Origin of the sequence: Bacillus sp. AFS073361 (genome assembly GCF_002567005.1) — a bacterium.
Classification (GTDB): domain Bacteria; phylum Bacillota; class Bacilli; order Bacillales; family Cytobacillaceae; genus Neobacillus.
The window spans coordinates 259213-273104 of record NZ_NUZU01000037.1; the positions used below are offsets into that span (position 1 = coordinate 259213).

General features: G+C 41.1%; 12 protein-coding genes. 11 read left to right on the plus strand and 1 reads right to left on the minus strand.

The window, feature by feature from the left end; all coding sequences use genetic code 11:
• The first annotated feature begins 4 nt into the window (after nucleotides 1-4).
• The 9 genes from COJ96_RS18860 (at nucleotide 5) to COJ96_RS18900 (ending at nucleotide 9215) form a co-directional block, all read left to right on the plus strand.
• Complete coding sequence (locus COJ96_RS18860) at nucleotides 5-454, plus strand: MaoC family dehydratase N-terminal domain-containing protein (RefSeq protein WP_098575341.1); 450 nt, start codon at nucleotides 5-7, stop codon at nucleotides 452-454.
• Nucleotides 451-858: a MaoC family dehydratase gene (locus tag COJ96_RS18865; protein ID WP_098575342.1), complete on the plus strand. Its 408-nt coding sequence runs from the start codon at nucleotides 451-453 to the stop codon at nucleotides 856-858. Before COJ96_RS18860 ends, COJ96_RS18865 begins: the two co-directional genes overlap by 4 nt.
• A gap of 84 nt (nucleotides 859-942) precedes the next feature.
• A complete protein-coding gene (locus COJ96_RS18870) occupies nucleotides 943-1716 on the plus strand; it encodes an SDR family oxidoreductase (protein ID WP_098575343.1) in 774 nt (257 codons plus the stop codon).
• A gap of 368 nt (nucleotides 1717-2084) precedes the next feature.
• Nucleotides 2085-3608, plus strand: a complete 1524-nt coding sequence (locus COJ96_RS18875) for an aldehyde dehydrogenase family protein (protein ID WP_098575344.1) — start codon at nucleotides 2085-2087, stop codon at nucleotides 3606-3608.
• A gap of 13 nt (nucleotides 3609-3621) precedes the next feature.
• Nucleotides 3622-4836: an iron-containing alcohol dehydrogenase gene (locus COJ96_RS18880; protein WP_098575345.1), complete on the plus strand. Its 1215-nt coding sequence runs from the start codon at nucleotides 3622-3624 to the stop codon at nucleotides 4834-4836.
• 107 nt (nucleotides 4837-4943) lie between these two features.
• Nucleotides 4944-5831, plus strand: coding sequence for a GNAT family N-acetyltransferase (locus COJ96_RS18885; protein ID WP_257148562.1), 888 nt, complete (start codon nucleotides 4944-4946; stop codon nucleotides 5829-5831).
• A gap of 106 nt (nucleotides 5832-5937) precedes the next feature.
• A complete protein-coding gene (locus tag COJ96_RS18890) occupies nucleotides 5938-6873 on the plus strand; it encodes a manganese-dependent inorganic pyrophosphatase (RefSeq protein WP_098575346.1) in 936 nt (311 codons plus the stop codon).
• A gap of 160 nt (nucleotides 6874-7033) precedes the next feature.
• Complete coding sequence (locus tag COJ96_RS18895) at nucleotides 7034-7867, plus strand: DMT family transporter (protein WP_098575347.1); 834 nt, start codon at nucleotides 7034-7036, stop codon at nucleotides 7865-7867.
• A 25-nt stretch (nucleotides 7868-7892) separates the two neighbouring features.
• Nucleotides 7893-9215 carry a uracil/xanthine transporter gene (locus tag COJ96_RS18900; RefSeq protein WP_373561722.1) on the plus strand — a complete coding sequence of 441 codons (1323 nt, stop codon included), beginning with the start codon at nucleotides 7893-7895 and terminating at the stop codon, nucleotides 9213-9215.
• A gap of 57 nt (nucleotides 9216-9272) precedes the next feature.
• Here the strand turns inward: COJ96_RS18900 and COJ96_RS18905 are convergent, their stop codons facing one another.
• Complete coding sequence (locus tag COJ96_RS18905) at nucleotides 9273-11117, minus strand: helix-turn-helix domain-containing protein (RefSeq protein ID WP_180230177.1); 1845 nt, start codon at nucleotides 11115-11117, stop codon at nucleotides 9273-9275.
• 288 nt (nucleotides 11118-11405) lie between these two features.
• On the opposite strand from COJ96_RS18905, the gene COJ96_RS18910 reads away from it, so the two are divergent.
• On the plus strand, nucleotides 11406-12653 hold the full coding sequence (locus COJ96_RS18910; RefSeq protein WP_098575510.1) for a Zn-dependent hydrolase: 1248 nt from the start codon (nucleotides 11406-11408) through the stop codon (nucleotides 12651-12653).
• Between the two features lie 15 nt (nucleotides 12654-12668).
• On the plus strand, nucleotides 12669-13853 hold the full coding sequence (locus COJ96_RS18915; RefSeq protein WP_098575350.1) for a M20 family metallopeptidase: 1185 nt from the start codon (nucleotides 12669-12671) through the stop codon (nucleotides 13851-13853).
• Nucleotides 13854-13892 lie beyond the last annotated feature (39 nt).

Here is a 13892-nt window from a genome sequence, read left to right on the forward strand (position 1 = left end):
TGAATTGTTTAAAGAACAGATAGGTAAACAATCGAACAAGGTTAAAAATGTCGTTGAAAGAGGAGCTGTTAAGAGATTTGCAGAAGCAATTGGGGACCTCCATCCAATTTATTTTGATGAGGAAACGGGAAGAAAGTCTAGATATCAAACCAATATTGCCCCGCCAACCTTTCCAATGACATTTGATTATGGTGACATTGCAGGATTAAACCTGCCAAATGAAGGCTTAATCCATGGTGAACAAACCTTTCACTATGAACGTCCCCTAAGGGTTGGTGAGGAGATCTTTTGCTATTCCAGAGTGAAGAATTATTTTGAGAAAAAAGGGAACTTCGGAGAAATGGGATTTCTGATTCTTGAAAGCTTTGGGGAGGATACAGAAGGTGGATTAATATTTAGTTCAACCTCTACGGTGGTCATATCAGAAGCTGTGAGGAAGGTGTTGGTTAAATGAGTACACTCACACAGTTACAGGTCGGAGAGTCTCTTAAAGAAATTCAACTGGAGCCTGTTTCAAGGATGGACCTTATTAAATATTCAGGTGCATCTGGAGACTTTAACCCAATCCATACCATTGATGATGAGGCAAAAAAGGCCGGATTACCAGGAATCATTGCTCACGGAATGTGGACGATGGGGAATCTTGCCAAGCTTTTTACTGCGTATTATGATGAAGGCTTTATGAAGGATTACTCTATTCGCTTCAAAGGGATGGTATTTTTAAATGACGTAATCACGTTAAAGGCAACATTGAAAGAAAAGCAGGATAGAATCCTGAGCTTTACGGTGCAGGCTGTGAATCAACATGGGAATGAAGTGTTAAAAGGGAAAGTTTTGTATCAACAATATGAAGCATGAATGAATTCTGACCCAGCACCAAGAGATCTCTTTTGGGTGCTGGGTTTATTGTTATCTAATGAAACGGAATAGGGGGAACGATGGATGAATGTGAAAGCGTTATTTGATTTAACAGGAAAAGTAGCTATTGTTACTGGCGGAGGAAGAGGATTGGGACAGAAGATCGCTGAAGGCTTTGCTGAAGCTGGCGCAAATGTAGTGGTTTGTTCAAGAAAATTGGAAGCTTGTGTGGAAATTAGTGAAGGGTTAAAAAGAGTGGGTGTAGAGAGTTTGGCTTTAAAATGTGATGTCACAAATCCAGAGGATATTAAGAATGTCGTCGACAAAACAGTAGAGCGATTTGGGCGAATTGATATTCTCGTTAACAATAGTGGGGCAACCTGGGGTGCACCTGTCGAAGAAATGCCGCTCGAAGCATGGAAAAAGGTAATGGATATTAATGTTACAGGTACTTTCTTAATGTCTCAAGCGGTTGGTAAGGTCATGCTTCAACAAAAATCCGGAAAAATAATTAATATTGCATCAGTAGCGGGTTTAAAGGGCAGTAATCCCAAATATATGAATGCCATTGGCTATAACTCTAGCAAAGGGGCAGTGATTACTTTTACGAAGGATTTGGCAGTTAAATGGGGGCCAAGTGGTATTTATGTAAATGCGATCGCCCCAGGATTTTTCCCGACGAAAATGTCTAAGGGGTTGCTTGATCATGGGGGAGAGGCAATTCTTGAAGGTACACCATTAAGAAAGTTTGGTTCTGAAAATGATCTTAAAGGTGTTGCCCTATTCCTAGCTGCACCAGCATCCGATTTTGTAACAGGTGATGTCCTGGTGGTCGATGGGGGCGCACATGCGATGTAAAGGATTCACTCATTGAAGTGGAGGATTCTCTCATAATACTGCGTGCAGGAAAATTCGCTCATTAAATTGAGGGAATTCCCCAGTGAACGGGGATAGTCTAATATTTTTTAGCAATTCGCTGATATAACCGGAGAATTCGCCGATAGAATAGAGAAATTCGCTGATAGAGTCAAGAAATTCGCCGATAGAATAGAGCTGCTAGCTAAATACATAGAAATTGTCATCAAACCGTAAAGGAAAAAAAGAGGAGAAATTAGGTGGAAAAAAGAACCATATTAACAGCTAGCAATCGAGGTTTGCTTTAAGGAGATTTATAGATTTTCAGAAGTTAGTTGGGAGTACTTTAAGGCGAAATAGGAGGAATTACGATGACGGTAAAGGTAGATGTCCAAACATTTCCCCACTTTATTAACGGAAAATGGGTACCTGCAAGCAGTCATGAAACGTTTGATGTGTTTAACCCGGCAAATGATGAACTAGTTGCAAGGGTGGCGAAAGGGACGAAGGAAGATGTCGACCTCGCTGTAAATGCAGCACGCGCAGCGTTTGACCAGGGTGACTGGAGAAACATGAAGCCTAAAGACCGTGCCAAGGTTTTGTATGCCATATCCTATCAAATTGCTGAACATGCTGAAGAACTAGCATACTTGGAAGCTATTAGTTCAGGTGGGACGGTACGCCGAATCGGCAGCAGCGATATTTTACAAATGGTGGACCTGTTCCAAACTTTAGCCAACTTTACGGTAGACTATCCATTCTCGGAAACACTTCCTGTTCAGCCATTCCCGGGACCTGCCCACAATTTTATTTGGCGTGAGCCAATCGGAGTATGTGCTGCCATCACTCCATGGAACCTTCCGATGGTGATTGCGACCTGGAAGATTGCTCCCGCACTAGCGATGGGGAATACAATTGTCATCAAGCCTGCCAGCTATACACCTCTATCGACTCTTAAACTAGCAGAAATTATTTCAGCCGTGCTCCCTCCAGGTGTAATCAATGTGGTTTCAGGTCCGGGTGTGGAAATCGGTGAATCCTTAGTTAACCATCCAAAGGTTGATAAAGTGGCCTTTACTGGTTCGACAGAGGTTGGCAGACGTATTATGGGACTTGCAGCTGGCACAATTAAGAAAACCACATTGGAATTAGGTGGTAAATCACCAAATATCCTTCTAGATGATGCCGATCTTAATATTGCTCTGCCTGGAAGTCTGTTTGGAGTATTTCTCCATTCCGGACAGCTTTGTGAATCAGGGACACGGCTTTTTGTCCCGGATAAGCTTTATGACCAAGTCGTTGCAGGGTTAGTCTCCCTCACTAGGAGATTAAAACTCGGCAATCCACTTGATGCTGCCACCGATGTTGGTCCAGTAATCTCAAAAAAGCAAAAGGAAATGATCCTTTCTTATATTGAAACAGGTAAACAAGAAGGGGCTACCCTTCTTTGTGGAGGCAAGGAAATAAAGGTAGCTGGCTGTGAACAAGGTCATTTTATCGAACCAACGATTTTTACGAATGTCACCAATGATATGAAAATTGCCCAAGAAGAAATTTTCGGACCAGTCCTCTGTGTGATTCGCTATTCTGACCTGGATGATGCGATTCGAATGGCGAATGACACCATTTATGGTTTAGCCGCAGGAGTCTGGACACGCGATGTTAATAAAGCGTACGCAGCCGCTAGAAAATTGCAAGCGGGTGTCGTCTGGATAAATGATTGGCATATGCTCCGTAGTGATGCCCCGTTTGGCGGGTACAAACAAAGCGGAATTGGCCGTGAAATGGGACAGCAATCACTCGATGCCTATACCCAGGTAAAGCATGTACACTCATCGATGTCACCGGAGTTAGAGCGACGTAATTGGTATGGAATTCTGTTTGGACAAAACTAATGAAGAGGTGATGATGAATTTGAAAACAACCTTATCACAGTTTATGTTACGTACGGGAATATATAGCGGTTCAAATTCAAGAGCGATGGTCCCAAGTCTTTTTGCAGGCCTGGGCGCTAAACGCATACTTCTCTTAAGTGACAGAGGCTTAGAGGCAGCAGGCATTGTTGAAAAAGTAGCCGAAATTTTTACGCTGACAGGTCATGGCTCTGGACCTGAATTGGTGGGGCAATTTTTAGATATTAAGCAGGATGCCGAAAGCCAATGTATCAATGAAGCCGTCCGCTACGCACGAGAAATCGGAGCGGATTCCCTACTAGCCGTTGGCGGGGGCAGTGTTCTTGATACTGTAAAAGGGGTAAAATACGCTCTCCACAAAGGATTGACAGATATAAAAGAGGCGATTCCAGGCGGCTTATTGTATGAGTCCTTTCCAAAAGCCAACTACATGCCAATTCCACATATAGCTATCCCGACAACAGCGGGTACCGGATCAGAAGTTTCACCGATTGCCGTTATTTTTAATGAAGATATCCAAATGAAAACGAATATCATCAATCCATTTATTAATGCCGATATGGCGATCTTGGATCCGGATTTAACCGTCGGACTTCCACCAATGATTACAGCATTTACAGGATTTGATGCCTTAACACATGCCATTGAGGCCCTCGCATCGCCAACAGCAACGGGCCTAACTGACGCCTATGCTCTCCACACCATTCGCCTGATTGAAAAAAATCTGCCTATTGCCGTTGCAGATGGTTCGAACCTTGATGCCCGAATGGATTTATTACAAGCAAGCTTGATGGGGATTACCGCTTTTAGTTTTGCCTTAAACGCAATTCCTGTCCATAATATGGCACACGCCTATGGGGCCTTATTCCGGATACCGCATGGACTCGCAAATGCCGTCTTTTTACCGGTGGTCATGGAGCTGGTTCCTGATTTATATCTTTCTAAGGCAGCTGAACTAGCCCAGGCCTTGAATGTAGACGTAAAGGGGGACACCCCACAAACAGCATTAGCCAAAGTGATTGGAAAAATTAAATTACTTCAGTATAAGGTAGGATTACCGGCAGATTTCAAGCAATTCAATATCACCGAAGAGGCGCTACGACTTGCGATTCCAGCTGTCATGAAGGATCCAGCCGCATTGAGCTTTCCTATTTCAAAAGAATTAATTGCAGTAATTGGACAAAAGGTGGTTCCGTTGACAGTAAAATAGGATAACAGTAAAAACCATTATGGATGTGTTGTAAATCATAATGGTTTTTCAATGACAATTTAAAATATTTTACATAGTAATTAACCATACCAATGGGAGTGAAATCAGTGGAGGATACTAGAAAATTGAACGACTGTATGAATATCACAATTAAAAGACTTACAGAATGTACCATCCAAGATACAATAACGGCTTGGAATCGAGGGTTTGAAGGCTATTTTGTGCAATTAGAAATGACACCTGAATTATTCTTTAACCGGTTTGTTAATGAAGGCTTATCGTTAGAACATTCATTGGTAGCTTTTGACGAAAAAAAACCAGTAGCGATTGTTTTAAATGGTTTTCGCGTCATCGACGGACAAAAAACAGCCTGGAATGGGGGAACAGGAATTGCTACTGAATACCGGGGGAAGGGTGTTTCCAAGTTGTTAATGGAGGCAGCCTTAAACGTGTATGCAAAAGAGGAAGTCAAAGTTGCCACACTTGAAGCCATAAAGGAAAATGAAAGGGCCATACGATTATATCAACGATTTGGCTATGAGATTACTGATTCCCTTGTTTATCTTAGTGGTACAGTAGACTTGAAGGCCGCATCGATTTCACACGAATCGATTCGGCCCGAACAGCTCCAAACTTACCATTTTTACAAAGAAAATCTTCCTTGGCAGTGTCAGTGGCAGAGTGTTAAGTCAGGGGAAGCGCAGATTTATTATGACGAGAATCAGAATCCAATAGGCTACTCTTTATTCAAAAGGGTTTGGAATCAAGAAGGGCAGTTGGAGAAGGTAGTGCTCTATCAGCTTGAAATATTCGCTGAGTTGAAAGAGGAATCCATTAAGTCAATATTGAGTACGATAACAAGAGAAAATAAAAATCCCATTAATTTCATGACCATAAATGCGTCATTATCTAATCCTGTCATTTTAATAGTGCAAGATTTAGGCTTTGTAAAAACAACAGAGCAAGTCCAAATGGTCAAAAAAATGAATCAATAAAAATTTTTTGAATCCTTAATCATATTATTATATAATTTTCGTTAGGGCCAATCTCAGGTCGATTGGGCTTGACCTACATAAAATAATAGGACTAGGAGAAATACAAATGGAAAAAGTACTTATTTTCGGTCACAAAAATCCTGACACCGATACAATTTGTTCTGCGATTGCCTATGCAGACTTAAAAAAACAATTAGGGATGGATGTTGAACCTGTCCGTTTAGGACAAATTAACGGGGAAACACAATTTGCGCTTAACCAATTCAATGCAGAGGTTCCACGTTTGGTTGAAGCGGTAGCTAGTGAAGTGAATTCAGTTATTTTAGTCGATCACAACGAGCGCCAGCAAAGTGCCAATGATATCGCGGATGTTCGTGTCCTAGAAGTTATTGACCACCACCGTATTGCGAACTTCGAAACGAGCGATCCATTGTATTACCGCTGCGAGCCTGTAGGCTGTACTGCAACGATCTTAAATAAAATGTATAAAGAAAACAACAAAGAAATCAGTAAGCCAATTGCAGGTTTGATGCTTTCTGCGATTATTTCTGACTCTTTATTATTTAAGTCTCCAACTTGTACGCCAGAGGATGTGGCAGCAGCACGCGAGTTAGCTGAAATTGCTGGAGTAGACGCTGATACTTATGGACTTGAAATGCTCAAAGCTGGGGCAGATGTTCGCGATAAATCCATTTCCGAACTCTTAAGTCTAGACGCAAAAGGATTTGAAATGGGTTCAAGTAAAGTAGAAATTGCTCAAGTGAATGTCGTTGATACTGCCGATGTTCTTGCTCGCCAAGAGGAATTAGAAGCAGCGATCACTACCATTATCGAAGAAAAGAACTTAGACTTATTCTTGTTCGTGGTAACAGATATTTTAACAAATGATTCAGTTGGTTTAGCGTTAGGAAGTAAAACAGCTGCCGTTGAAAAAGCCTATAATGTAACACTAGCGGATAACACGGCTACATTAAAAGGTGTTGTTTCTCGTAAAAAGCAAATTGTACCAGTTTTAACTGATATTTTTACTAAAGGTGAATAGTAAAATAGACCGTTCATGGAGATTTCCATGGACGGTTTTTTCAGTTAGAAGACTAGACAAATAAATTCCTTCTTTCCTTCGACAATCTTTTGTTGTAATCTATTAAATATTTAGAAAACCGAAATTATCTTAAAATTCAACAAGAGGAAGGAAAATTCGCATGCTGTTTTTGTCATTAATCAGTTCTTTTTTTAATGCACTAAATGCGCTTTATGCCAAGAAGATTGTTGGAGAAATGAAGGATAATAATAGTTTCATTGTTACTTCATTTGCCTACATTGGTGTGTTTCTTGGTTTAACATTGCCATGGCTTTATTTATTCAAAGCAAACGCGATCTCGATTTCGTTATTAATTTTGGTTGTCCTGCTGGATATGCTCGGAAATTTGCTTTTCTTTAAAGCAATGAACAAAATCGAGGTATCTGTCCTTTCAGTTTACATGGCTTTAACTCCATTGTTCACGTTTATACCAAACTCTATTCTGTATGGTTTCCATCCATTTGTGCTCGTGTCTGTTTTGTTTATTATGGTGGGCGTCTATTTCTTAAATTTAAAAGGCCGCAACCCGCTGACCCCATTTCTTGAGCTTCGGAAACCAGGGAATTTATTAGGGATTGCTTCAGCGATTGTTTTTGGTGTGAGTATGGTGCCTTCTCAGCAATTACTTGTTCATGGCTGGGTTAATCCAGTGACACTTTATTTTTACCGGGCTTGTGGGATTGCTTTGATTACTTATCTGATTTATCGTCCAAAAGTATGGTTTCCGAGCCTGCATAAACATCTAAGTTTACGCGGACTCACCGTCATCATCCAATGGGTCTGCCTGTTTACAGCCTTAAAGTTTGCTGATGGAACACTGGTTGTCTCCTTGGCTTTCACTTCACCATTATTTGCTGTATTCTTGGCGTGGTATTATTTTAAGGAACGGATCACTCCTGCGAAGCTAACGGCATGTGTGATTACTATTTTAGGAATTATTATTACGGTGGTTTAAGGGGAGTAATATATAAAGGAGGAATGTGCAGTTGAGCCGAAAGCACTCGACCACCATGTTCATGGCTGGTCTACAATGGTTATTTTTCATGTTTGCAAATACTGTGGTCATCCCGTTAACGATTGGAGATGCCTTTAATTTATTAGCAGGGGAAGTAGCAAGTTCGATGCAAAGAGCATTTATTTATACAGGGACAGCTTGTATCTTGCAAGCATTGTTTGGGCATAAGTATCCCTTGATGGAGGGGCAATCAGGCTTGTGGTGGGGGGCCATCTTAAGTCTTTGTGCATCGGCTTCTTCCGCTGGCATTAGTTTGGAAGAATTAGGAGGTGGACTTGCGCTCGGGATTATTGGTTCAGGAGTTCTAGTTATGATCCTTGGTGTGTTAGGGATGGGAACAGTATTAAAGCGTTTATTCACACCCGTTGTGATGAGTACGGTCCTTTTTCTCCTCGCGAGCCAACTGATTGTCATTTTTACCAAAGGAATGCTTGGCTTAGGTAATGGCGAACAGATTGATATTCCAACCGCAGGATTATCAATCCTGTTAATCATCCTCGTTGTCTGGATTAATTTGAAGGGGCCTGGTGTGATTCGGAACTTTTCCATCCTCATTGGGATTGTAACAGGGTGGGTAATTCACGCTTTATTTTTCCCAACAACAACTGAGAATGTGAGTACGTCTACGGAATTTTTTCATTTATTTCCTTGGGGAAAACCTAGTTTTAGCTTGGGTCTCATTATTATGACGGTGATCACTGGTTTAGTTAATACAACGAATACCATGGCGTCGATAAGAGGGGTTGAGCCCATCTTAAAGACTTCAACAACAGATAACCAATACCGACGCTCATTTGTGCTAACCGGGATAAATTCGATTGTTTCGGGGCTGTTTGGGATGGTCCCATATGCGCCATATATTTCTTCGCTCGGATTTTTACAGTCTACGCTTATATTTGAGCGGGCACCTATCATCATTGGTGGAGCTTTGTTTATTGTCCTTGGCTTGGTCCCTGCATTAAGCAACCTGTTTTCAACATTACCAATTAGTGTAGGCGATGCAGTTTTATTTGTCGCTTATTTACAACTTTTCAGCGGTGCACTTACCAATCTGAATGGCATTCTTTTTAACCAGAGAACGATCTATCGCATTGCGGCTCCAGTGCTGCTGGGAATTGCCATCATGAATATTCCGTCTGAAATGTTTTCCTCGCTGCCAATGTTGGTTCAACCACTGCTATCTAGCGGATTACTCGTAGGAATTTTGCTAGCGATTGTCCTAGAAAATACTATAGATTGGACTAAACTAGAGAACCCTGTGCAAAGTTCAGAAAGAAAAATTAGTTAAAGAGTAGTGAAAGGCGCCCCTAAAAAAATAGGGGCGCCTAGTTATTTGATATCAATATTAAATCTGTTGTGTCAGCTTATCTTTTAAAAAAGGATAGAGACTGACGGCGAGATGAATATTTAAAAATTGTTGACTATCAGATAAATCAGTAGAAAGAATCTCTTCAATCCGTTTTAAGCGATACATCAGAGTGTTAGTATGAACATGGATGGATTCTGCTGCTTCCTTCGCATTTTGATTGTGTTCAAGATAGGCGAATAACGAAGGGAGGAGTTCTCCTTTTCTAGATTGATCGTATTCAAATAGCGGTCCTAGCACTTCGATAATAAAATCGATGAGTTCCTCCTCAGTATTTTGGAGGAGAAGTCGTTGAACCCCAAGTTCCTTATAACTGATGACCTGATTTCTTCCTCCGAAGCTTTGGAGGAATTGTAAGCATTTCGCTGCTTCCTGCATGGATTTCGTAACCTTTAATAAACTGGAATGGATTCTGCCGATCCCGATAGAAACCGTTGTTCCCCAATTTTTTATCTGGATTTCTTGCTGAAATTTTGAAACAAGTTCCTTCACGCGTTGATGTGTATAGGCGGATGGAGCTTTTTGTTGAAAAGTTAGCAAAACAACAATTTGATCGTGATTCCGTACGGCCATTCCTTTTAACGGATTTTTTAAAAATACCCGGTTGGCCATTTGGACAAGATGGCGGATGATACTGTTCTTTTTAGGAGTATTGTCCATTTCATCAAGTCGAATCATCACAGCTAAATAATCCCCTAATGGGTCGAAATCCAGCTGTTTTACTTTTTGAAGGATGTTGCCATCCATTTTACCGGAAAATAGAACATCAATGAGTTCTCCATTGATTGTTTCCTGTGCCTCAAAAATAGCTTGCTCCTTTACTAATTCAAGTGAGATGACCGTACAAGCATGCTCTAAGGCAGCAATTTCTACATCACGCATCTTTTCAGGGGAAACGATAATAAGTGAACCAAAAAGAGTCGGCTTTGCTCCAATGGGAAGAATGGTAATACAATGCCTTTCCTCATCCATGTTTGTTTCAAGCAATGAACGGACGTTACCAGGTGTTCGAATCGAGTCCTGTGCTAAATCTCGAATGACAAATAATTCATCGTCGGTCAGTTTGCTTTTAAAAGCGGAAGAGATCAACTCACCAAGGTCATCAAATAATAAGACCGTGTTCCCGGATGTATCGTGCAGATAGGTGATTATTGAATCGAGACCTTCGCCATGCAATACGAGTGCAGCTAATCGATTATGGATATCAACGGAGCGGGATAACATCTCGTTTTGTTTTGAAATCGTATTATTTAAATCTTCCAACTGTCTTACGGCTTTTTCTTGCTCACTATAAAGGTTTGCTTTCTCAAGGGCTACAGCTGCTTGATGGGCAATCGCTGTTAGAAGGTGTATATCTTCTGGAATAAAGTGAAGCGACGAATCAAAGGAGTCAAGCGTAATCACACCAATACATGCTCCTTTTGATAAGATTGGAGCACAAATGGTTGAATAAGGCAGCGTGGGAATCGATTGATCCATGAGTGCATGATTCCTCTCCGATAATGTGGCAGTTGCCTTTTCAACTTCTGTCCGGTTGTGAAATATTAAGCATTTTTGCGCGGAAAAAGCTAAGCCTGTCATCGATTCACCTGGTTTCAACCTTACCCTTGTAATTTCAGATGTAAAGTTGCTGTCTGACTTTGGAATGAGCAGATCTTGACCAGGGTCATATAGGAATAGAACCCCCCCGTGCGCTGCATCGATAACTGACACTGTTTGAACCATAATGGAATCAATAATCGTATCAATATCTAGTGATGAATTTAACACATTGGAAACATGGATTAATGATTGCAACTGACGATGGCTAAGTGTTTTTTTCATCATGCACCTCACAATTTAATGATCTTAGAATAATATGAAAAATTTAATATCTTTTGTTTATTGTAACAAACTCTATAATAAAATGTGTGGTTTTTGTTAGGAATTATAAGGAGTTAGGATGGTATTTGTTATTTATTTGTGTTTTTACACAAATTGTTTGTTAAGAATTTTGTGAAAAATAACATAACAAATATTCTGATAAGTTCTATAATTATAAATACATTAATAATATACGCCATTCTATTAAAGCATTAAACAAGTAGAAATGTGGCAGAAAGGATGGAAGCAGTGATTAACGAAGAGAGATTATGGGGTCGTTTGCAACTTCTCAGTGAAATTGGAAAAACTGAATCTGATGGTGTCACTCGTTTGTCTTTCACTCCAGAAGAACGAGCAGCTAAAGATCTTGTAGCTGCATTTATGCGAGAAGCTGGTTTGCAAGTACGTGAGGATGAAGTTGGAAACCTAATAGGCAGGAAGGAAGGGGTAAACCCTGACGCGCCAGTGGTATTAACAGGTTCACATATCGATTCAGTATTTAATGGCGGGAATTTTGATGGACCGCTTGGTGTTCTATCGGCTGTTGAAGCCCTTCAAGTCATGAATGAGCAAGGAATTGAGACAGAACATCCAATTGAAGTCATTGCTTTTACCGATGAAGAAGGGGCAAGATTCAGTTTTGGAATGATTGGCAGCAGGGGGATCGCTGGGACACTTACACAAGAAGAATTACTTAATAAAGATAAACAGGGGATCTCAATTGCTGATGCATTCGTCGCAAATGGTCTCGAGCCGGAAGCGATCGGTAAAGCAGCCCGCAAGCCTGAAGAAGTGAAGGCGTATGTCGAACTTCACATTGAACAAGGGAAAGTACTTGAAGGACAAAATCTCTCAGCCGGGATTGTTTCAGGATTAGCTGGTCCATTATGGCTTAAGTTTATTTTAGAAGGGGAAGTTGGTCATGCAGGAGCCACACCGATGTCGATCAGACATGATGCATTGACAACTGCAGCAAGAATTATGCTCGTGATTGAGGAAGAAGCGGCAAAGACTGGAACCACCGTTGGCACTGTTGGACAAGTTCAGGTGCAGCCAGGTGGAATCAACATTATTCCAGGTCGGGTTGAATTCTCTTTAGATCTTCGTGATATTAGTGAAGTCGTTCGCGATGAGGTAGAGGCAAAGATTAGAGTACAGGCCGAGCAAATTTGTGAGAATCAAGGTGTTAAGTTAACGATTGAAGATCTACAGCGGGTTGCACCGGCTCCATGTTCTGATATCGTAAAGAATGCAGCAAAAGACGCCTTTGATACATTAGGCTTAGAAAGTAATTATCTTCCAAGCGGCGCAGGTCATGACGGGATGCAATTAATGGACCTATGTCCAATGGGGATGATCTTCATCCGTTCCAAGAATGGAATTAGTCATGACCCAGCAGAATGGAGTTCAAAAGAAGACTGCAGAGACGGAGCAAATATTCTATATCATACAGTTCTAAGTCTAGCGGTCCAAAAAGTGAATATAACAACAAACTAATAGGAGATGTCGAGCATGAGTATCACTACAACAGTCAATCTTAATCAACTAGCAGAAGAAACAAAAGAACAAGTCATTGCCTGGAGAAGGCATTTACATCAAAATCCTGAATTATCATTCCAAGAGGAAAAAACCTCGCAATTCATCTATGATACTTTACAATCGTTTGGAAACTTGGAGATTTCCCGCCCGACTAAAACAAGTGTGGTGGCTCGCTTAATCGGTGCTGAACCAGGTAAAACACTTGCAATTCGTGCGGATATGGACGCCCTGCCAATTCAAGAGGAGAACACTTTTGAATTTGCTTCCCAAACTCCAGGTGTAATGCATGCATGCGGCCATGACGGTCATACCGCGATGCTGCTTGGTACCGCAAAAATTCTTTCAGGATTAAAGGATCATATTAAAGGTGAAGTTCGTTTCTTGTTCCAGCATGCGGAAGAGTTATTCCCAGGTGGAGCGGAAGAAATGGTTCAAGCAGGAGTCATGGACGGAGTGGACCTAGTAATTGGGACACATTTATGGTCACCAATTGAAAAAGGCAAAGTTGGAGTTGTGTACGGTCCGATGATGGCTTCACCCGATACGTTCTGGATTACAGTGAATGGTAAAGGCGGGCATGCCGCACTTCCACATCAAACAATTGATTCCATTGCTGTCGCAGCGCAAGTAGTGACGAACCTTCAGCATATAGTCTCAAGGAATACGGATCCACTAGATAGTTTAGTTATTTCAGTAACCCAATTTCTTGCAGGAACAACTCATAATGTTATTCCCGGCTCTGTAAAACTTTGGGGTACTGTACGAAGCTTTGATTCAACACTTCGCGAATCGATTCCAGCTAAAATGGAACGCGTGGTCAAGGGTATTACTGAAGCACATGAAGCATCTTACGAATTCAAATATGAGTTTGGCTATCGCCCTGTCATCAATGATAACGAAGTGACTGCAGTCATTGAAGAAACCGTACGAGAAGTATTTGGTGAAGAGGCGCTTGATATGATGAGGCCAAATATGGGTGGAGAAGATTTCTCTGCATTTATGGAAAAAGCTCCAGGCTGTTACTTTTATGTTGGAGCAGGTAATGAGGAGAAAGGTATTACTTATCCACATCACCACGAACGTTTTACAATCGATGAAGACGCACTAGAAATTGGAGTAAAAACGTTCCTGCATGCGACCTTTAAATTTTTAGCTTAAAAAATACGCAATTTAGTTCCTTCGTGGAATTTATATAAA

Coding starts and splice junctions, on each gene's coding strand:
- COJ96_RS18865 (WP_098575342.1), top strand. CDS start 451: ATGAGTACACTCACACAGTTACAGGTCGGAGAGTCTCTTAAAGAAATT.
- COJ96_RS18870 (WP_098575343.1), top strand. CDS start 943: ATGAATGTGAAAGCGTTATTTGATTTAACAGGAAAAGTAGCTATTGTT.
- COJ96_RS18875 (WP_098575344.1), top strand. CDS start 2,085: ATGACGGTAAAGGTAGATGTCCAAACATTTCCCCACTTTATTAACGGA.
- COJ96_RS18880 (WP_098575345.1), top strand. CDS start 3,622: ATGAATTTGAAAACAACCTTATCACAGTTTATGTTACGTACGGGAATA.
- COJ96_RS18890 (WP_098575346.1), top strand. CDS start 5,938: ATGGAAAAAGTACTTATTTTCGGTCACAAAAATCCTGACACCGATACA.
- COJ96_RS18895 (WP_098575347.1), top strand. CDS start 7,034: ATGCTGTTTTTGTCATTAATCAGTTCTTTTTTTAATGCACTAAATGCG.
- COJ96_RS18905 (WP_180230177.1), bottom strand. CDS start 11,117: ATGAAAAAAACACTTAGCCATCGTCAGTTGCAATCATTAATCCATGTT.
- COJ96_RS18915 (WP_098575350.1), top strand. CDS start 12,669: ATGAGTATCACTACAACAGTCAATCTTAATCAACTAGCAGAAGAAACA.